We start from the raw sequence: 22,435 nt of genomic DNA on the forward strand, positions 1-22,435 counted from the left end.
CGCGAGACGGTGGAGTTCGAGCGGGCCACCCGCACCGCCCTGACCGCGGGCCACACCCTGTTCATCGAGGTCAGTCCGCATCCCGTGCTCGCGCTCGGGCTCCAGGGGACGATCGAGGACGCGGGTGTCGAGGCGGCCGCCGTCGGCACGCTGCGGCGCGAGGAGGACGAGGCGCACCGCCTGCTGACCTCGCTCGCCGAGGCGCACTGCCACGGCGCGGAGGTCGACTGGGGCGCGGTGTTCGCCGGTACCGGCGCCCGCCGGGTGGACCTGCCCACCTACGCCTTCCAGCACGAGCGCTACTGGCTGCCGATGCCCGCGGACGGCGCGGGCGACCTCGCGTCGGTGGGCCTGACCCCCACCGAGCACCCGATGCTCGGCGCGGGCGTCCCGCTCGCCGACTCCGACGGTCACCTGTTCACCGGCCGCTTCTCCACCCGCAGCCACCCGTGGATGGCCGAGCACGTCGTCATGGGCACCGTCATCGTGCCCGGCACCGGGTTCGTGGAGATGGCCACGCACGCCGCGCACCACACCGGCTGCGACACGGTGGAGGAGCTGACCATCGAGGCGCCGCTCGTGCTGGCCGAGGGCGCGGCGCGGCAGGTGCAGGCCGTCGTCACCGCCCCCGACGCCACCGGGCGGCGCGGCCTGAGCGTCCACTCCCGCCCCGCCCCGGACGACGACAGCGGCTACGCGGCGCCCTGGGTGCGGCACGCCACCGGCGTCCTGGCCAGCCGCGAGGACGCCCCGGCGTTCGACCTCACCGCCTGGCCGCCGCCGGGCGCCACCGAGCTGCCGCTGGCGGGCTTCTACGAGCAGGCGCAGGCCACCGGCTTCGCCTACGGCCCGATGTTCCGCGGCATCACCCGCGCCTGGCAGGCCGGGGAGGACGTCTACGCCGAGCTCGCGCTGCCGCAGGAGGGCCGGGCCGACGCCGCCGCCTACGCGGTGCACCCGGGCCTGCTGGACGCCGCGTTGCAGTCCATGGGCGTGGGCGACTTCGGCCCCGGCACCGGCAAGGGCGAGGACGCGGGCAAGCCCCGGCTCCCCTTCGCCTGGCGGGACGTGACCGTGCACGCCACCGGCGCCGGTGCCCTGCGGGCCCGGCTGCTGCCCGTGGGCGCCACCGGCATCGGCTTCCAGCTCGCCGACGCCACCGGCGCGCCCGTCGTCAGCATCGGCGAACTGGCCATGCGGCCCGTCGAGGCGGACCACCTGCGGGCCGCCGCCCGCGACGACGGCCCCGACGCGCTGTTCACCCTCGACTGGACGCCGCAGACCCCGGCCGCCCCCGCGCCGGAGGGCCCCTGGGCCTACGTCGGCGCGGAGCCGGACGCCCCGTTCACCGTCCCGGGGTCCCACCCCGCCGCACACGGCACGCTCGACGCGCTGGCCGCGGCCGTGGCGGGCGGCGCCCCCGTGCCCGGCGTGGTCGTGGCCGACGTGCGCGGCACGCCGGGGACACCGGTGGCCGACGCCGCCCACGCCGCCACCGCCGCCGCCCTGGAGCTGCTCCAGCGCTGGCTGGGCGAGGCGGCGTTCGCCGACGCCCGGCTCGTCGTCCTGACCCGGGGCGCGCTGGCCGTCCGGGCCGGGGAGGACGTGCCCGACCTGGCCGCCGCGCCGGTGTGGGGCCTGGTCCGCGCGGCGCAGGCCGAGAACCCCGACCGGATCACGCTCGTCGACACCGACTCCGCCGAGGCGTCCCGCGCCGCCCTGCCGGCCGCGCTCGCCCTGCCGGAGCCCGAACTCGCCCTGCGCGACGGTGCGGTGCTGGCCCCGCGCCTGGCCCGCGCCCCCGCGCCCCCCGCCTTGGAGGCCGCCGACCCCGACGGCGCCGCCGACGCCGGGTGGGGGCTCGACCCGGCGGGCACCGTCCTGGTCACCGGAGGCACCGGTGTGCTCGGCGGGCGGCTGGCCCGGCACCTGGCCACCCGGCACGGCGTGCGGCACCTGCTGCTGGTCGGCCGGCGGGGTCCGGCCGCGCCCGGCGCCGCCGAACTCGCCGCCGAACTGGCCGACGCCGGGGCCGAGGCCCACCTGGCGGCCTGCGACGTCACCGACCGCGCCGCGCTCGCCGCGCTGCTGGCGGCCATCCCGGCCGAGCGCCCGCTGACCGCCGTCGTGCACGCCGCGGGCGCCCTGGACGACGGCGTCGTCACCTCCCTCACTCCCGAGCGGCTGGCCGCCGTCCAGCGGCCCAAGCAGGACGCCGCGCTCCACCTGCACGACCTCACCCGTGACGCGGACCTCGCCGCGTTCGTGCTGTTCTCCTCCGCCGCCGGCACGCTGGGCGGCTCCGGGCAGGGCAACTACGCGGCCGGCAACGCCTTCCTGGACGCGCTCGCCCAGCACCGCCGTGCCGCGGGCCTTCCGGCCACCGCCCTGGCCTGGGGCTACTGGGCCCGGGCCAGCAGCATGACCGGGCACCTGGACGACGCCGACCTGCGCCGCATGAGCGGCGCCGGCGTCCTCGGCCTCACCGACGACCAGGGCCTGGACCTCTTCGACCGGGCCGCCGCGCGCGCCGAGCCCGTGCTGCTGCCCGTCCGGCTGGACTTCGCCGCGCTGCGGGCGCGGGCCGCCGCAGGCGGTCTGCCGCCGGTGCTGCGCGGGCTGGTGCGGGTTCCGGCGCCGCGCGCCACCGACGCGGGCGGCGCGCCCGCCGTGCCGCTCGCCCAGCGCCTGGCCGGGCTCACCGAGGAGGAGCGCGACCGCGTGGTGCTGGACCTGGTGCGCACCCACGCCGCCGCCGTCCTCGGCCACGCGGCGTCCGACGCCATCGAGCCCGGCGGCGCGTTCAAGCAGCTCGGCTTCGACTCACTGCTCGCCATCGACCTGCGCAACCGGCTCAACTCCGTGACCGGGCTCCGGCTGCCCGCCACCCTCGTCTTCGACTACCCCACCCCCGTCGAACTCGCCGCCCACCTGCGCGCGGAGGTGGTGCCCGAGGCCGGTGGCGCCGCCGACCCGGTCCTGGCCGAAGTCGACCGGTTCGCGGCGCTGCTGGCGGGCGTCGCCGACCCGGCGGCCCGCACCGAGATCGGCGACCGGCTGCGGGCCGTGCTCGCCCAGTACGAGGCGCCGCCCGCCAGGGCGGCCGAGGGCGGTGGCGAGGACAGCCTCGACGAAGCCAGCGACGAGGAGATCTTCGAGCTGCTCGGCCGCGAGTTCGGCATCTCGTGAGCGCCCGCACCCGCCCGCACCGCGCCCCCCGGCGCCGCCCGCGCCGCCCCCGGACGGCCCCCGCACCCCTTCCCTTCCAGGAGCGACACCACCATGGCTGACGAAGCGAAGACCGACGAGCAGAAGCTGCGCTACTTCCTCAAGCGGGTCACGGCGGACCTCAAGGAGACCCGCGGCCGCCTCCAGACCGCCGAGGCCAGGGACCGCGAGCCGCTCGCCATCACCTCCATGAGCTGCCGCTTCCCCGGCGGCGTGCGCAGCCCCGAGGACCTGTGGCGGCTGGTGATGTCCGGCACCGACGCGCTCTCCCCGTTCCCCGAGGACCGCGGCTGGGACTTCGACGGGCTGTTCTTCAAGGACCCCGCCGAGCCGGACCGCTCCTACAGCCTGGAGGGCGGCTTCGTCTACGACGTGCCCCAGTTCGACGCCGCCTTCTTCGGCATCTCGCCCCGCGAGGCGCTCGCCATGGACCCGCAGCAGCGCATCGTGCTGGAGTCCGCCTGGGAGTGCGTGGAGCGCGCGGGCATCGACATGGCCGCCCTGCGCGGCAGCCAGACCGGCGTGTTCATCGGCACCAGCTTCCAGGGCTACGGCGCCTCCATCGAGAACCCGCCGGAGGGCACCGAGCTCTACCTCGGCATCGGCACCACCATCAGCGTGGCCTCCGGCCGCGTCGCCTACACCTTCGGCCTCAACGGGCCGGCCGTCACCATCGACACCGCGTGCTCCTCCTCGCTCGTCGCCCTGCACATGGCCTGCCAGTCGCTGCGCAAGAACGAGTGCGACATGGCCCTCGTCGGCGGCGTCACCATCATGGCCAACGCCGGTGCCTTCACCGAGTTCAGCCGCCAGCGCGGCCTGTCCACCTCCGGGCGCTGCAAGGCGTTCTCCGCCGACGCCGACGGCACCGGGTGGGGCGAGGGCATCGGCATGTTCCTCGTCGAGCGGCTCTCCGACGCCCGCCGCGCCGGACGCCAGGTCCTCGCCGTCGTCCGCGGCTCGGGCATCAACCAGGACGGCGCCTCCAACGGCCTGACCGCGCCCAACGGCCCCGCCCAGCAGCGCGTCATCCGCGCCGCCCTGGACGACGCGGGCCTGTCCCCGGCGCAGATCGACCTCGTCGAGGCGCACGGCACCGGCACCCGGCTCGGCGACCCCATCGAGGCCCAGGCCCTGCGCGCCGCCTACGGCCGCAGCCGCCCCGAGGGGCGGCCGCTCATGCTCGGTTCGGTGAAGTCCAACATCGGCCACACCCAGGCGGCGGCCGGTGCCGCCGGGCTGGTGAAGACGGTCATGGCCGTCCGGCACGGCATCGTGCCGCCCACGCTGCACGTCGAGCGGCCCTCCGAGCACGTCGACTGGAACGCCGGGGAGCTGGCGCTGGCGACCGAGCCCACCGCGTGGCCGGAGACCGGAGCGCCGCGCCGCGCGGGCGTCTCCTCCTTCGGCGTCAGCGGCACCAACTCCCACGTCGTCATCGAGCAGGCGCCCGAGGACGCCCCCGGCGAGGAGCCGCCCGCCGAGCCCGCGCGGACGCTGCCTGCCGTGCCGTGGGTGCTGTCGGCCAAGTCCGAGCAGGCGCTGCGCGCACAGGCCGACCGGCTGCTGGCCAGGCTGCGCTCGGACGACACCGGCCCCGGCGTGCTCGACGTCGGCTCCTCGCTCGCCCTGACCCGCTCGCGCTTCGAGCACCGCGCCGCCGTCGTCGCCGCCGACCGGGGCGCCTTCGAGACCGCGCTCGCCGCCCTGGCCGCGGGCGAACCGGGCGACGCCGTCCTCACCGGCACCGCCGCCCGCGCCGTTCGGCCGGTGTTCGTCTTCCCCGGTCAGGGCGCGCAGTGGGCGGGGATGGCCGTCGAGCTGCTGGGGTCTTCGCCGGTGTTCGCGGCGCGGATGGCGGAGTGCGCCGCCGCGCTGGAACCCCACGTGGACTGGTCGTTGCTGGATGTGGTGCGCGGGGTGGAGGGCGCGCCCGGACTGGACCGCGTGGACGTCGTGCAGCCGGTGTTGTGGGCGGTGATGGTGTCGCTGGCCGAGGTGTGGCGTGCCCACGGTGTGGAGCCGGCCGCCGTGCTCGGTCACTCGCAGGGTGAGATCGCGGCCGCGGCGGTGGCCGGGGTGTTGTCGCTGGCGGACGCGGCGAGGGTGGTGGCGTTGCGCAGCCGCGCGATCACCGCGTTGGCCGGGCACGGTGGGATGGTGTCCGTGGCCCAGTCGGCGGACCGGGTGCGTGAGCGGATCACCGCCTGGGGCGGGCGGATCTCCCTGGCCGCCGTCAACGGGCCCTCCTCGGTGGTGGTCTCCGGCGACCGGGAGGCGCTGGCCGAACTCGTCGCCGACTGCCACACCGCGCACGTGCGCGCCCGCACCGTCGAGGTGGACTACGCCTCGCACTCCGCGCACGTGGCGGCGATCGAGGAGGAGTTGGCCCGGGTGCTGGACGGGATCGCACCGCAGTCCGGCAGCGTCCCCGTCTACTCCTCCCTCACCGGCGCCGAGTTGGACGGCACGGAGATGGACGCCGCCTACTGGTACCGCAACCTGCGCGAGACGGTGGAGTTCGAGCAGGCCACCCGCACCGCCCTGACCGCGGGCCACACCCTGTTCATCGAGGTCAGCCCGCATCCGGTGCTCGCGCTCGGCCTCCAGGGGACCATCGAGGACGCCGGGGCCGAGGCCGCCGCGCTGGGCACCCTGCGCCGCGACCACGGCGGGCTCGCCCGGTTCCTCACCTCACTGGCCGAGGCCCACGTGCACGGCGCCGAGGTCGACTGGCACGCGGTCTTCGACGGCACCGGCGCCCGCCGCACCGACCTGCCCACCTACCCCTTCCAGGGCCGGCGCTACTGGATCGCCGACGAGATCCAGCCCCCGCAGCCGCCCGGCGCCGCCCAGGACCCGGCCGACGCCGCCTTCTGGGACGCCGTCGAGTCCGCCGACCTGACCGCGCTCGCCCAGACCCTGCGCGTGGCCGGGGACGACGCCGAGCACACCCTCGGACAGCTCGTCCCGCTCCTGGCGTCCTGGCGCAAGCGGCTGCGGGAGAGGTCGGCCGGCGACGACTGGCGCTACGAGACCACCTGGCGCGTGCCCGCCCAGCCGCCCTCCGGACGGCTCACCGGCACCTGGCTCGTCGCCGTGCCGGCCGCGCTCGCCGACGCCCCGCACACCGCCGCCTGCCTGGCGGCCCTGCGCGACCACGGCGCGACCCCGCGCCCGCTGCTCGTCCCCGAGGAGCACACCGCCGACACCGCCGCGCTCGCCGCCGCCCTCACCGCCGCCACCGCGCCCGCCGCCACGGACCCGGCCGTCGACGGGACGGCCGGGTCCGCGGCCGGCGGCGGGCCCCAGCCCGCGGCCGACCCCGGGCCCGTCACCGGCGTGCTGTCCCTGCTCGCGCTCGACGGCGAGCCGCACCCGCTGGCGCCCGCCGTGCCGCGCGGCTACGCCGCCACCGTGCATCTGCTCCAGGCCCTGGGCCGCGCCGGGGTGCACGCCCCGCTGTGGTGCGCCACCCGCGGCGCCGTCTCCGTGAGCGTCACCGACCCGCTGGACGCCCCCGAGCAGGCGGCCGTGTGGGGCCTGGGCCGCGTCGCCGCCCTGGAGCACCCCGACCGCTGGGGCGGCCTGGTCGACCTCCCGCCCGTCCTCGACGAGCGCACCTCCCGCCTGCTGGCCGACGTGCTCGGCGGCGCCGGACCGGAGGACCAGCTCGCCGTGCGCGCCGCCGGGGCCTTCGTCCGCCGCCTGCGCCGCCTGCCCCCGGGCGCCGAGACCACCGGCGACACCTCCTGGCGTACCCAGGGCACCGTGCTCGTCACCGGCGGCACCGGCGCGCTCGGCGGGCAGGTCGCCCGCTGGCTGGCCGCAGGCGGTGCCGAGCACCTGCTGCTGGTCAGCCGACGCGGGCCCGAGGCCCCCGGCGCCGACGCGCTGCGCGCCGAACTCACCGCGCTCGGCGCCCGCGTCACCCTCGCCGCCTGCGACACCGGCGACCGCGACGACCTGGCCGCGCTCCTGGACGGCCTGCCCGCCGACCTGCCGCTCACCGGCGTCGTCCACACCGCCGCCGTCCTGGACGACAGCGTCATCGACTCCCTCACCCTGGACCAGCTCGACCGCGCCCTCCACGCCAAGGCCCGCACCGCGCTCCACCTGCACGAGCTCACCCGGGACAAGGACCTGGGCGCCTTCGTCCTGTTCTCCTCCTTCGGCGGCACCGTCGGCACCCCGGGCCAGGGCAACTACGCCCCCGGCAACGCCGTCCTCGACGCCCTGGCCCTGCACCGCCGCGGCCTCGGCCTGCCCGCCACCTCCGTCGCCTGGGGCGCCTGGGGCGGCGGTGGCATGGCCGACGGCGACTTCGGCGCGACCCTCGACCGCCACGGCCTGCGCGAGATGGACCCGGCGCAGGCCACCGGCGCGCTCCAGCAGGCCGTCGAGCACGGCGAGTCCAGCCTGCTCATCGCCGACATCGACTGGGAGCGGTTCTACGTCGCCTTCACCGCCATCCGCAGCAGCCCGCTGCTGGAGGACGTCCCCGAGGTCCGGGAGATCGCCCGGGCCATGGCCGAGGCCCAGGGCGGCGACGCGCCCACCGAACTCGTCCAGCGCCTGTCCGGCCTGAGCGCGGACGAGCAGGAGGGCGCGCTCACCGAGCTGGTCCGCGAGTGCGTCTCCGCCGTGCTGGGCTTCGCCGGCGGCGAGGCCGTACCGGTGAAGAAGGCGTTCCGCGAGATGGGCTTCGACTCGGTCACCGCCGTCGAACTGCGCAACCGGCTCTCCGCCCGCACGGGTCTGAAGCTGCCGGTGACCACCGCGTTCGACTACCCCACAGCCCGGAATCTGGCCGCGTTCATGCGCGAGCGGCTACTCCAGAACGGGGAGGCCGCCACGACGGCGGCCCTCGCGGAGCTCGACCGCGTCGAGGCCGCGATGGCGGCCGTCGAGCCCGGTGACGCCGGCCGCGCCAGGGTCCTGCTCCGCATGAAGGCCCTGGTCGCGAGCTGGCAGGAGGAACCGCGCGCCGAAGCGTCGGCGGCGGCGGAGATCGAGTCGGCGTCGGACGACGAGATGTTCCAGCTCCTCGGCACCAAGTTCGGCATCTCCTAGCAAGCGCTGCCCGACGCGGCAAGAACACGTCACGGGAAAGGACGTCAGGGTGGCGAACGAAGACAAGCTCCGCTACTTCCTCAAGCGCGTCAGCACCGACCTCGACGCGGCGCGGGAACGCCTGCGCGAGCTGGAGGCGCGCGACCGGGAGCCCATCGCGATCGTCGGCATGAGCTGCCGCTTCCCGGGAGGCGTGCGCACCCCGGAGGACCTGTGGCGGCTCGTCTTCGACGGGACCGACGCCATGGCGCCCTTCCCCGAGGACCGCGGCTGGGACCTCGGCGCCCTCGTCGACACCGACGCCGGAGCCGACCAGCAGGGCACCACCTACGTCGCCGAGGGCGGGTTCCTGGACGGCGTCGGCGAGTTCGACCCCGGCTTCTTCGGCATCTCCCCGCGCGAGGCGCTGGCCATGGACCCGCAGCAGCGGCTCCTGCTGGAGACCTCCTGGGAGACCTTCGAGCACGCCGGCATCGACCCGGAGACCGTCCGCGGCCACCAGGTCGGCGTCTTCGCCGGAACCAACGGCCAGGACTACCCGCTGCTGCTCGTCGGCGCGCCCGCCGCCGGTCTCGAGGGCTACCTCGGCACCGGCAGCGCGGCCGCCGTCGTCTCCGGCCGCGTCTCCTACACGCTCGGCCTCGAAGGACCGGCCGTCACGGTGGACACCGCCTGCTCCTCCTCGCTGGTGGCCCTCCACCTGGCGGTGCAGTCCCTGCGCAACGGCGAGTGCGCCATGGCGCTGGCCGGCGGCGTGACCCTGATGGCCACCCCCGGCATGTTCGTCGACTTCAGCCGACAGCGCGGCCTGGCCGCCGACGGCCGGTGCAAGCCCTTCGCCGACGCCGCCGACGGCACCGGGTTCTCCGAGGGCGTCGGCATGCTCCTCGTCGAGCGGCTGTCGGACGCGCGGCGCAACGGGCACGACGTGCTGGCCGTCATCCGCGGCTCGGCCGTCAACCAGGACGGCGCCTCCAACGGGCTCACCGCGCCCAACGGGCCCTCCCAGCAGCGCGTCATCCTCAAGGCGCTCGACAACGCGGGCCTGTCCCCGGCCGAGGTCGACGCCGTGGAGGCGCACGGCACCGGCACGACGCTGGGCGACCCGATCGAGGCGCAGGCCCTACTCGCCACCTACGGCCGCGACCGCCCCGCGGGCCGACCGCTGCTGCTGGGCTCGGTGAAGTCCAACATCGGCCACACCCAGGCCGCGTCCGGGATCGCGGGCGTGCTGAAGACCGTCCTGGCCATGCGGCACGGCGTCCTCCCGCGCAGCCTGCACATCGACGCGCCCTCCACCCACGTCGACTGGTCGGCCGGCGACGTCTCCCTCCTCACCGAACGCCGCCCCTGGCCGGAGACCGGGGCACCGCGCCGCGCGGGCGTCTCCTCCTTCGGCGTCAGCGGCACCAACGCCCACGTCCTGCTCGAACAGGCCCCGCGGGACGCGCAGGACGCGCCGCCGGAGGCCCCGGCGCCCTCGCGCGAGCTGCCGGCGGTGCCGTGGGTGCTGTCGGGCGCGTCGGCGCAGGCGCTGGCGGGACAGGCGGCACGGCTGCTGGAGCACCTGCGCGGCACCGCGGACGAGGTGTCGCCGCTGGACGTGGGCTGGTCGTTGGCGTTGACGCGGTCGGCGTTCGAGCACCGGGCGGCGGTGGTGGCCGGTGACCGTGCCCGTCTGGTGGCGGGGTTGGAGGCGCTGGCGGCGGGTGCGCCGTGTGGTGACGTGGTCTCGGGTGTGGCGGGTCAGGCGGAACGTGCGGTGTTCGTGTTCCCCGGTCAGGGTGCGCAGTGGGCGGGGATGGCGGTGGGGCTGCTGGGGTCTTCGCCGGTGTTCGCGGCGCGGATGGCGGAGTGCGCCGCCGCGCTGGCGCCCCATGTGGAGTGGTCGTTGCTGGACGTGGTGCGCGGTGAGCCGGACGCTCCGGGGCTGGACCGGGTGGATGTGGTGCAGCCGGTGTTGTGGGCGGTGATGGTGTCGCTGGCCGAGGTGTGGCGTTCCTTTGGTGTGGTGCCGGCTGGGGTGGTGGGGCATTCGCAGGGTGAGATCGCCGCCGCGGCGGTGGCCGGGGTGCTGTCGCTGGCGGACGCGGCCCGGGTGGTGGCGTTGCGCAGCCAGGCGATCACGGCGTTGGCGGGGCGCGGCGGGATGGTGTCCGTGGCCCAGTCGGCGGACCGGGTGCGTGAGCGGATCACCGCCTGGGACGGGCGGATCTCTCTGGCCGCCGTCAACGGACCCTCCTCGGTGGTGGTCTCCGGCGACCCGGGCGCGCTGGAGGAACTCCTCGCCGCCTGTGAGCGTGACGAGGTCCGGGCGCGTCGTATCGAGGTGGACTACGCCTCGCACTCCGCGCACGTGGAGGCGATCGAGGCGGAGTTGGCCCGCCTGCTGGACGGGATCGAGCCCCGGCCGGGCCGTGTCCCCGTCTACTCCTCCCTGACCGGCGCCGAGCTGGACGGCACGGAGATGGACGCCGCCTACTGGTACCGCAACCTGCGCGAGACGGTGGAGTTCGAGCGGGCCACCCGCACCGCCCTGGCCACGGGACACACCCTGTTCGTCGAGGTCAGCCCGCACCCCGTGCTCGCGCTCGGGCTCCAGGGCACGATCGAGGACGCGGGCGCCGAGGCGGCGACGGTGGGCACACTGCGCCGGGACCAGGGCGGCCTGGACCGGGTGGTGGCCTCGGTGGCCGAGGCGCACGTGCACGGGGCGGCGGTGGACTGGCACGCGGTGTTCGAGGGGACCGGCGCGCGCCGTACGGGGCTGCCGACGTACGCGTTCCAACGCGCCCGCTACTGGCCCGAGTCCGTCGAGCCGCCGCTCGCCGGGGCCGCAGATCCGCAGGACGCGGCGTTCTGGGCCGCCGTGGAGGAGCGGGACCTCGCCGCGCTGACCGAGACGCTGGGCGGCACGGAGCCGTCCGACACCGGGCGGCTGGAGTCGGTGCTGCCCCTGCTGTCCGCCTGGCGGCGTCAGCGCCGCGAGCGCTCGGCCGCCGCCTCCTGGCGCTACGACGTCACCTGGAAGCCGCTGCCCACCGCCGAGCCCGACCCCGACGGCCGCGCCCTCGCCGGGCGCTGGCTGCTCGTCGTGCCCGAGGGCCCGGCCGCCGACGATGCGCTGGTCACGGCCGTGGCGGAGGGCCTGTCCCGGCAGGGGGCGGCCGTCACGCGGATCGCCGTCCGCGCCGACGCCCCCGAGCGGGCCGCGCTCACCGCGCTGCTCGCGGAGGACTGGCGGCCCGCGGGCGTCCTGTCGCTGCTGGCCCTGGCCGACGGCGCGCACGCCGCGCACCCGGGGGTGCCCGTCGGGCTGGCGGCGACCCTCGCTCTCGTCCAGGCGCTCGGTGACGCGGGCGTGCGGGCGCCGCTGTGGTGCGCCACGCGCAGCGCCGTACCCGCCACCGGACGGGAGCCGCTGGGCGCCCGGGAGCAGGCGGCGGTCTGGGGCTTCGGCCAGGTCGCGGCCCTGGAGCAGCACGCCGTGTGGGGTGGCCTGGTGGACCTCCCGGCCGTCGTGGACGAGCGGGCCGTCGCCCGGCTCGCGACCGTGCTGGCCGCCACCGGCGAGACGCGCGGCGAGCACGAGTTCGCGCTGCGCGCCGACGGGCTCCGGGTGCGCAGGCTCGCCCGGGCCGCGGCCGGTCACGGCGCGGGGGAGTGGCGGCCGCGCGGCACCGTCCTGGTGACCGGCGGCACCGGCGCGCTGGGCGGCCACGTCGCCCGGTGGCTCGCGCGCGGCGGCGCGGAGCACCTGGTGCTCACCAGCCGGCGCGGCCCGGACGCGCCGGGCGCCGCCGCGCTGCGCGACGAACTCACCGCGCTCGGCGCCCGCGTCACCCTGACCGCCTGCGACGTCGCGGACCGGGCCGCGCTGGCCGCCGTGCTGGACGCGCTGCCGCACGACCAGCCGCTGACGGCCGTCGTGCACACCGCGGGCGTCCTGGACGACGGCGTGCTGCCCGCGCAGAGCCCCGAACGCCTCGCCCCGGTGCTGGACGCCAAGGCGACCGCCGCCCACCACCTGCACGACCTCACCCGCGACCTGGACCTGGACGCCTTCGTCCTGTTCTCCTCCCTGGCCGGCACCCTCGGCAATGCGGGCCAGGCCAACTACGCGGCCGCCAACGCGCTGTTGGACGGCCTGGCCCAGCGCCGTGCCGCCGCCGGGCTGCCGGCCACCTCGATCGCCTGGGGCGCCTGGGGCGGCGGGGGGCTGGCGACCGACCCGCTGGTCGCCGAGCGCATGCGCCGCGGCGGAATGCCGGCCATGGACCCCGAGGTCGCCGTCTCCGTGATGGCCCGGGCGGTGGCCGGGGGCGCGCCGTGCGCGGCGATCGCCGACGTCGACTGGGCCGTCCTCGCACCGGGCCGGCTGGCCACCGGGCACGCCGCGCTGATCGGTGAGCTGCCGGAGGTGCGCCGCGCCGCCGCCGAACTGGGCGACCGGGCCGTCGAGGAGGCCGCCCCCGACGCCGGTTCGCTGGCCGCCGCCCTGCGGGGCGGCACGGAGGCCGAGGGGGTGCGGATGCTGCTCGACCTGGTGCGCGGGCAGGCCGCGGCCGTGCTCGGGCACCGCTCGGACGAGGCCGTGCTGCCGCACAAGGCCTTCCGCGACCTGGGCTTCGACTCGCTGACCGCCGTCGAGCTGCGCAACCTGCTCGCCGCGGGCACCGGCCTGCGGCTGCCCGCCACGCTCGTCTTCGACCACCCCTCGCCCGCCGCCCTGGCCGCGTTCCTCTACGCCGAACTGGCCCCGGACGTTGCGCCGTCCGCCGGGTCCGCGCCCGCCGCGCCACCGGCGCCCGCCGGTCCGGAGGAGGACGACCCGGTGGTCATCGTCGGCATGGGCTGCCGCTTCCCGGCCGGCGTGGCCTCGCCGGAGGAGCTGTGGGAGCTGGTCGCGGCGGGCACCGACGCGGTGTCGCCGCTGCCCGGCGACCGCGGCTGGACGCTGGAGCAGTTCTTCGACGCCGACGCCGCCCGCCCCGGCGCCTCGCCCGTCCGCGAGGGCGGGTTCATCGACGCCGTCACCGAGTTCGACGCCGCGTTCTTCGGCATCTCCCCGCGCGAGGCGCTGGCCATGGACCCGCAGCAGCGGCTGCTGCTGGAGACCTCCTGGGACGCCGTCGAGCGCGCCGGCATCGACCCGAGCACCCTGCGCGGCAGCCGCACCGGCGTGTTCGTCGGCACCAACGGGCAGGACTACACCAGCCTGCTCATGGGCTCCGACGAGGGCGAGGGCGTGCGGGGCTACGTGGCCACCGGCAGCTCGGCCAGCGTGCTCTCCGGGCGCGTCGCCTACTGCCTGGGCCTGGAGGGCCCGGCCGTGTCGGTGGACACCGCCTGCTCGTCCTCGCTGGTCGCCCTGCACTGGGCCGTGCGGGCGCTGCGCGCGGGCGAGTGCGACCTGGCGCTGGCCGGCGGGGTGACGGTGATGTCCACGCCGGGGGTCTTCCTGGAGTTCAGCCAGCAGGGCGTGCTCGCCGCGGACGGGCGGGCCAAGGCGTTCGCGGACGCCGCCGACGGCACCGGCTGGGGCGAGGGCGTGGGCGTGCTGGTGGTGGAGCGGCTGTCCGCCGCCCGCCGGCACGGCCACCGGGTGCTCGCGGTGGTGCGCGGCTCGGCCGTCAACCAGGACGGCGCGAGCAACGGGCTCACCGCGCCCAACGGCCCGTCCCAGCAGCGCGTCATCCAACAGGCGCTGGCCGACGCGCGGCTGACCCCCGCCGACGTGGACGCCGTCGAGGCGCACGGCACCGGCACCCGGCTCGGCGACCCCATCGAGGCCCAGGCCCTCATCGCCACCTACGGCCGCGACCGGGCCGAGGAGCGGCCGCTGTGGCTGGGCTCGGTGAAGTCCAACATCGGCCACACCCAGGCGGCGGCGGGCGTCGCGGGCGTCATCAAGACGGTGCTGGCCATGCGCCACGGCGAACTGCCGCGCACGCTCCACGTCGACCGGCCCTCCACCCAGGTCGACTGGGCCGGGGGCGGCGTCCGGCTGCTCACCGAGACCCGGCCCTGGCCGGGCCAGGACGCCCCGCGCCGCGCGGGCGTGTCCTCGTTCGGCATCAGCGGCACCAACGCGCACGTCATCCTGGAGCAGCCCGCACCCGCCGCGCACGCACCCGCCGGGGCCGTGGAGCCCGCCGGGGCCGTGGACGTGCCGCCGGTGGTGCCCTGGCTGCTGTCCGCGCGCTCCGCGCGGGCGCTCGCGGGCCAGGCCGCGCGGCTGCTGGAGCGGGTCCGCGCCGACGCCGACGCCACCCCGGCCGACCTCGGCCGCGCCCTGGCCACCACGCGCGCCCACCTGGACCGCAGGGCCGCCGTCACCGCCGCCGACCGGGCCGGGTTCCTGCGCGGTCTGGAGGCCCTCGCGAACGGCACGACGGCCGCCGGTGTGATCACGGGCCAGGACGCGGGCGGCCGCACGGCGTTCCTCTTCCCGGGCCAGGGCTCCCAGCGGGCGGGGATGGGCCGGGAGCTGTACGGCGCCTTCCCGATGTTCGCTGAGGCGTTCGACGCGGTGTGCGCGGAGCTGGACCGCCACTTGGACGCCTCCGTGCGCGAGGTGGTCTTCGACGGCTCCGCACTGCTGGACCAGACCGTCTTCACGCAGGCGGGGTTGTTCGCGCTGGAGGTGGCGCTGTTCCGGCTGCTGGAGCACTGGGGCGTGGTCCCGGACTTCCTGCTCGGCCACTCCATCGGCGAACTGGCAGCCGCCCACGTGGCCGGGGTGTGGTCGCTGGCGGACGCGGCCCGGCTGGTCGCCGCACGCGGCAGGTTGATGCAGGCCCTGCCGTCCGGCGGGGCGATGGTGGCGGTACGGGCCACCGAGGAGGAGGTCACCCCGCTGCTGACCGACGCGGTGTCGATCGCCGCCGTCAACGGGTCCGCCTCCGTCGTCATCTCGGGTGCGGAGGAGGCCGTCACCGCCATCGCCGCGCGGTTCGGGAAGTCCAAGCGGCTCAACGTCAGCCACGCCTTCCACTCCCCGCACATGGAACCGATGCTCGCGCGGTTCCGCGCCGTCGCGGAGGAGCTGACCTACCACCCGCCGCGCCTCCCCGTCGTCTCCAACCTCACCGGGGCGGTCGCCGGAGCCGAACTCGCCACCCCCGACTACTGGGTGCGCCACGTCCGCGAGACCGTCCGCTTCCTCGCCGGCATGCGCCATCTGGAGACCCAGGGCGTCACCACCCACCTCGAACTCGGCCCCGGCGGGGCGCTCACCGCGGCGGGCCAGGACTGCCTGCTCGACGACCGGAAGAAGACACTCGTCCCCGCGCTGCGCACAGGCGTGCCCGAAGCGCACAGCCTGGTCGCGGCCGTGGCCGGGGCCCACGTCAACGGCGCGGCCGTGGACTGGACCCGCTTCTACGCGGGCACCCCCGCCCGCTGGACGGAGCTGCCCACCTACGCCTTCGACCGGCAGCGCTACTGGCCGCAGGCCACCGAACCGCCCGCCGCGGCCCGGAACCCCGCCCCCGGCGCGGCCGTGGCGGCAGCCCCGGCGGTGGACACGGAGCTGTGGGACGCCGTCGAGCGCGGCGACCTCACCGGCCCGCTCGCGGACCTGGGCCTCGGCGCGGACGCCCCGCTGCGCGAGGTGCTCCCCGCGCTGGCCGCCTGGCGCCGCGGCCGGCGCCACCGGGCGGTGGCCGACGGCTGGCGCTACCGGGTCGTGTGGCGCCCGCTGCGGGTGCCGGCCGGCCCGCCCGCCCTGACGGGCCGCTGGCTGCTGGCGGTACCCGCCGCCGACGCCGCCCAGGAGGCGGCCGCGTGGTGCGAGCGCGGGCTGAAGGAGGCCGGTGCCGAGGTGGTCCGCCTCGACGTGCCGGACGCCGACGCCCTCGCCGGCCTCGCCGCGCCGACCGGTGAGGCCCCGGCCGGAGTGGTCTCCCTGCTCGCCCTGGACGACACCGGCGGCGCCCGCGGCGTCGCCCCGGGCCTGAGCGCCACCCTCGCCCTCGTGCGGCACCTGGGCGCGGCCGGGAGCCAGGCGCCCCTGTGGTGCCTGACCCGGGGCGCGGTCTCCACCGGCGCCCACGACCCGCTGGGCAGCCCGGCGCAGGCGCAGGTGTGGGGCCTGGGCCGGGTGGTGGGCCTGGAGCACCCGGGGCGCTGGGGCGGCCTGGTGGACCTGCCGTCCGACCTGGACGCCGCCGCCTGGGACCGCACCGCCGCCGTCCTGGCCGGAGCGGGCGGCGAGGACCAGGTGGCCGTCCGCGCCGGGGGCGGCCACGTGCGGCGCCTGGTGCCGGCCGAGCCCGGCCCGGAGCGCCCCTGGCGGGCCCGGGGCACCGTCCTGGTCACCGGGGGCACCGGCGGCCTGGGCGCCCGCGTCGCGCGCTGGGCCGCCGCGGCCGGAGCGGACCGCGTCGTCGTCACCAGCCGCCGCGGCCCCGACGCGCCCGGCGCCGCCGGACTCCTGGCCGGGATCGAGGAACACGGCGCCACCGCCACGGCCGTCGCCTGCGACGTCACCGACCGCGCGGCGCTGGCGGCGCTGCGCGACCGCCTGGCGGCCGAGGGCACGCCGGTCACCGCCGTCGTGCACACCGCCGGCATCGGCCAGGCCACGGCGCTGGACGCCATGACCGACGCCGAACTGGGCGACGTGCTCGACGCCAAGGTGGCCGGGGCCGCCCACCTCGACGCCGTCTTCGCCGACGCCGACCTGGACGCGTTCGTGCTGTTCTCCTCCATCGCCGCCACCTGGGGCAGCGGTTGGCAGGGCGGCTACGCCGCCGCCAACGCCCACCTCGACGCGCTCGCCGAGCACCGCAGGGCGCGCGGCCTGGCGGCCACCTCGCTGGCGTGGGGCCCGTGGTCCGGCGGCGGGCTGGCCCAGGGCGAGGCCGTCGACCAACTGCGGCGGCGCGGCCTGGACCTGATGGACCCGGACGTCGCCATCACCGCGCTGGACCAGAGCCTGGTCGCCGACGCGGCCTGCGTGACCGTGGCCGACGTCGCCTGGGAGCGGTTCGCGCCGTCCTTCACCGCGCTGCGCCCCAGCCGGCTGCTCGGCGAGCTCACCGGCGAGGACGGCCCCGCCGCCCCCGGCGCCGAGGCGGGCCAGGGAGGCGAAGACGACCCGGACCCGGGAGCCGCGCTGCGCGAGCGGCTGGCCGCCCTCCCCGCCGACGAGCAGCGCCGCGTCCTGGCGGACCTGGTGCGCGGCGAGGCGGCGCAGGTCCTCGGCTTCGCCTCCGCGGCGGCCGTCGAGGCCGACCGGGCCTTCCGCGACCTGGGCTTCGACTCCGTCATGGGCGTCGAGCTGCGCAACCGGCTGAACGCGGCCACGGGGCTGGCCCTGGAGTCGACGGTCGTCTTCGACGAGCCGTCCCCCGAGGCGCTGGCCGAGCGGGTCCGCGACGAGCTGCTGCCCCGGGTCGCGCCGGGGGACGCCGAGGACGCGGACGCGGCCGCCGGGAACGGAGTGGACGCGGACTCGGGCGCGGGCGCGGACGCGGGCGACGGAGCGGACGCGGGCCCGGGCGACCGCGGCGAGGAGATCCGGGGCATGGACGTCGAGGCCCTGGTCCGCATGGCCATGAACACCAGCAACCGATGACGGCGCGAGCGTACAAGGGGAACCTCTGATGGATACAGGCGCTGATCGGATCGTCGAAGCGCTCCGCACCGCCCTCGTCGACAACGAACGGCTGCGCCGGGAGAACGAGCGGCTCGCCGACGCCCCGGGCGAACCCGTGGCCATCGTGGCGATGAGCTGCCGCCTGCCCGGCGGCGCCGTCTCCCCCGAAGCGCTGTGGCGCGTGGTCGCCGACGGCGTCGACGCCGTCGCGCCCGCCCCCGCCGACCGGGGCTGGGAGGCCTGGCTCGGCACGCCCGGCGAGGCCGACGGCGGCGCCGGTGCCGACGCCGGTGCCGGTGCCGACACCGGCGTTGACGGTGGGCGGGACGGCGCGTCCGCGGCCGCCGTCGCGGGCGGCTTCGTACCGGACGCGACCTGCTTCGACCCGGCCCCCTTCGGCATCTCCCCGCACGAGGCGCTGGCCATGGACCCGCAGCAGCGCATGCTGCTGGAGGGCACCTGGGAGGCGCTGGAGCGCGGCGGCATCGCCCCGACCTCCCTGAAGGGCTCGCACACCGGTGTCTTCGTGGGGGCCTCGGCCTCCGGCTACAGCGCGACGATGTACGGCGACGCGCAGGGCAGCGAGTCCTACCTGCTCACCGGCACCGCCGGGGGCGTGCTCTCCGGGCGGCTGAGCTACGTCTTCGGCCTGGAGGGCCCGGCCGTGACCGTCGACACGGCGTGCTCCTCGTCCTCCGTGGCGCTGCACCTGGCCGTGCGGTCGCTGCGCGCGAACGAGTGCGCGCTGGCCGTGGCGGGCGGCGCCGCCGTCATCGCCACGCCCGGCGTCTTCGCCGAGTTCGGCAAGCAGGGCGGGCTCGCCGCCGACGGCCGCTGCAAGGCGTTCGGCGCCGACGCCGACGGCACCGGCTGGGCCGAGGGCACCGGCGTGCTGCTGCTGGAGCGCCTGTCGGACGCGCGCCGCAACGGCCACCCCGTGCTCGCCGTCATCCGCGGTACGGCCGTCAACCAGGACGGGGCCTCCAACGGGCTGACGGCGCCCAGCGGCCCGGCCCAGCGCCGGGTCATCCGCCAGGCGCTGGCCGACGCCCGCCTGACCACCGCCGACGTGGACGCCGTCGAGGCCCACGGCACCGGCACCTCGCTCGGCGACCCGATCGAGGCCCGCGCCCTGCTGGCCACCTACGGCCAGGACCGCCCCGCCGACCGCCCGCTGTGGCTCGGCTCGCTGAAGTCCAACCTCGGCCACCCGCAGGCCGCCGCCGGAGTCGCCGGCGTCATCAAGATGGTGCTGGCCCTGCGGCACGGCACGCTGCCCCGGACCCTGCACGCGGACGAGCCCTCGCCGCACGTGGACTGGTCGGCCGGCGCGGTCGAACTGCTCACCGCCTCCCGGCCCTGGCCGGCGCGGGAGGGCCGCCCGCGCCGCGCCGGGGTCTCCTCGTTCGGCATGAGCGGCACCAACGTGCACCTCATCCTGGAGGAAGCCCCCGCACGGCACCCGGAGCGGACGCCGGGGCAGGCGCCGGAGCGGGCCGCGGCGCAGGCCCCCGGACAGGTGGCCAAGCGGGCCGCGGACCAGGCCTCGGAGCGGGCGTCGGACGGAGCGTCCGGCGAGGGGCCCGGGGCGGCCGCCGCGCCGGCACCGGCCGCCCCGCCGCCCGTCGCCCTGTGGCCGGTGTCCGGCAAGACGGCGCGGGCGCTGCGGGCGCAGGCCGAGCGCCTGCGGGCCTGGCTTCCCGAGCACCCGGACGCCCCGCTCGCGGACGTCGGCTACTCCCTGGCCACCACCCGCACCGCGTTCCCGCACCGCGCGGCCGTGCTGGCCACCGACCCCGAGCAGTGCGCCGCCGCGCTGGCGGCCCTGGCGGCGGGCGCCCCGTCCGCCGCCCTGGTGACCGGCGTCGCGGGCCGCGCCACCCGCCCGGTGTTCGTCTTCCCCGGGCAGGGCGCCCAGTGGGCGGCGATGGGCCGCGAACTGCTGGAGACCGCACCGGTGTTCGCCGCCCGGCTGGCCGAGTGCGCGGCCGCCCTCGCCCCGCACACCGACTGGCACCTGCCGGACGTGGTGCGCGGCGCCCCCGACGCCCCCGCACTGGACCGGGTGGACGTCGTCCAGCCGGTGCTGTGGGCGGTCATGGTCTCCCTCGCCGAGCTGTGGCGCTCCTACGGCGTCCAGCCCGCCGCCGTCGTCGGCCACTCCCAGGGCGAGATCGCCGCGGCCGCCGTCTCCGGCGCCCTCACTCTGGAGGACGCGGCCCGGGTCGTGGCCCTGCGCAGCCGGGCGCTCACCGCGCTGGCCGGGCGCGGCGGCATGGTCTCCCTGGCCTGCTCCGCCGACGAGGCGAGACAGACGCTCGCCGCCTGGCCGCCGGGGCGGCTGTCCGTCGCCGCCGTCAACGGCCCCGCCTCGGTCGTCGTCTCCGGCGACCCGGGGGCGCTGGACGAGCTGGTCGCCCACTGCGCGGAGCGGGACGTGCGCGCCCGCCGCGTCGAGGTCGACTACGCCTCGCACTCCGCGCACGTGGCCGAGATCGAGGCCGACCTCGCCCGCGCGCTGGCGGGCGTCGCCCCCCGGCCGGGCACCGTGCCGCTCTTCTCCTCCCTCACCGGCCGCCGGCTCGACGGCGCGGAGCTGGACGCCGGGTACTGGTACCGCAACCTGCGCGAGACGGTGGAGTTCGAACAGGCCACCCGCGCCGCGCTCGCCGCCGGGCACAGCCTCTTCCTGGAGGTCAGCCCGCACCCGGTGCTCGCCGTCGGCGTGCAGGGCACCATCGAGGCGGTCGGCGCGGACGCCGCCGCCGTCGGCACCCTGCGCCGCGACGAGGGCGGCCTGCACCGCTTCCTCACCTCGCTGGCGGAGGCCCACGCGCACGGCGCGGCCGTCGACTGGGACGCCGTCTTCGCGGGCACGGGCGCGAGCACCCGCACGGACCTGCCCACCTACGCCTTCCAGCGCGTCCCCTACTGGCCCGCCGCCCCGGCGCCGGGCACCCTGGCGCCCGGCGCGGCGAGCGGGCCCGGCCCCGGGGCCGCCGCCGAGGGCGTCGCCGACGGCCCCGGAACGGCCGCCGCCGACGAGGCGTTCGTGGCCGGACTGCGCGCGGCGGCGCCCGCCGAGCGGCACTGGCGGCTGCTCGCACTCGTCAACCAGCACGCGGCCGCCGTCCTGGGCCACGCCTCGGCCGACGCCATCGAGGACACCGGGTTTCTGGAGCAGGGCTTCGACTCGCTCACCGCGCTGCGCATGCGCAACAACCTCCAGGGCGTGCTGGGCGTCCCGCTGTCCGCGACGCTGCTGTTCGACCACGGCACGCCCAGCGCCCTGGCCCGCCACCTCGCCGCCCGCGTCGCGCACGGCGCCGAGACGGACCCGGGGCCGGACCCGGCGGCGACGGGTGACGGGGCGACGGGCGGTGCCGAGGGCGGGCCGGAGGGCGGCGCGAGCCAGCCCGCGGCCGGTCTGCTCGGCCGGCTCTTCCGGCACAGCCGCGACACCGGCCGGCCGGTGGAGTACACCGACCTGCTCATCGACCTCGCCTCCTTCCGCCCCGCCTACACCGACCACACCGCCCTGGAGACGCCGCACCGCGCGGTGCCGCTCGGCCCGCCGGCCACCGCGGCGGACCGGCCGGTGCTGGTGAGCTGCTGCACCATGTCCATGCTCTCCGGCGCCCACGAGTACGCCCGGCTCGCCGGCGGCTTCCGCGGCGTGCGCGACGTGTACGCCCTGCCGCACCCCGGTTTCGGCGCCGGACAGGACCTGCCCGCCGACCGCGGCGTCCTGCTGCGCACGCACGCCGACACCGTCCTGCGCACCGTGGGCGAGCGGCCGTTCGTCCTCACCGGCCACTCCGGCGGCGCGATGGTCGCCAACGTGCTCTCCGTCGAGCTGGCCCGGCAGGGCCGGGCCCCCGAGGCCGTCGTCCTGATGGACAGCTACCCCGTGGACAGCCCCGTCCTGGTCAACTGGATCCCCCAGATGCTCGACGGCATGGTGGAGCGCGACAGCGCCTACACGCCGATGGACGACTACCGCACCACGGCCTGGGCCGCCTACCTGAAGTTCTTCTTCGACTGGACGGCCCAGCCGCTGGACGTGCCCACCCTCCTCGTCCGCGCCGGGGAGCCGCTGGGCGCGCCGCCGGAGGAGGGCGACTGGCGCGCCCACTGGCCGCACCCGCACGACGTGGTGGACGTGCCCGGCGACCACTTCACCATGCTCGGCGACCACAGCGAGGACGTGGCCAAGCGCGTCCAGGAGTGGCTGGCCGACCGGGGCCTGTGACCCGCCGGGCGCGAGCCCGGCCACGCCGTGCGGGGGACCGGTCCACGGTCCCCCGCACGGCGTCCGCGTCCCCGGGCGCGCGTCCGACGGGCGTGCGTCCGGGGGCTCTCGGCAGGCCACTGGGCCGGGACGGCGGGGCCGGGCTGGGGCGCCGGGGCGGACCAGTGGCGGAACGACGGAACGACGGAACGACGGAAGGACGGGGCGGCAGGACGCCGGGGCGGCGTGCGGACGGCGGAGAGCGGCGGCCCGCCCGGGCCGCCGCTCTCCGCCTTCCG

Annotated in this window: 3 protein-coding genes and 1 pseudogene; all 4 read left to right on the forward strand. The window is 77.5% G+C overall.

What is annotated here, in order from left to right:
* On the forward strand, positions 1–3,189 hold a 3,189-nt coding region (locus OSB71_RS21815; RefSeq protein WP_265950501.1), incomplete at its 5' end, for a type I polyketide synthase.
* Positions 3,190–3,315: 126 nt separating this feature from the next.
* Positions 3,316–8,301: a type I polyketide synthase gene (locus tag OSB71_RS21820; RefSeq protein ID WP_441005706.1), complete on the forward strand. Its 4,986-nt coding sequence runs from the start codon at positions 3,316–3,318 to the stop codon at positions 8,299–8,301.
* 49 nt (positions 8,302–8,350) lie between these two features.
* Positions 8,351–17,884, forward strand: coding sequence for a type I polyketide synthase (locus OSB71_RS24555; RefSeq protein ID WP_323055330.1), 9,534 nt, complete (start codon positions 8,351–8,353; stop codon positions 17,882–17,884).
* Positions 17,885–17,912: 28 nt separating this feature from the next.
* Positions 17,913–22,124 (forward strand): annotated as a pseudogene (locus OSB71_RS21845) (type I polyketide synthase); the annotation flags it as partial.
* Positions 22,125–22,435: the final 311 nt, after the last annotated feature.

It is taken from the genome of Streptomyces marinisediminis, assembly GCF_026262575.1.
Classification (GTDB): Bacteria; Actinomycetota; Actinomycetes; order Streptomycetales; family Streptomycetaceae; genus Streptomyces; species Streptomyces marinisediminis.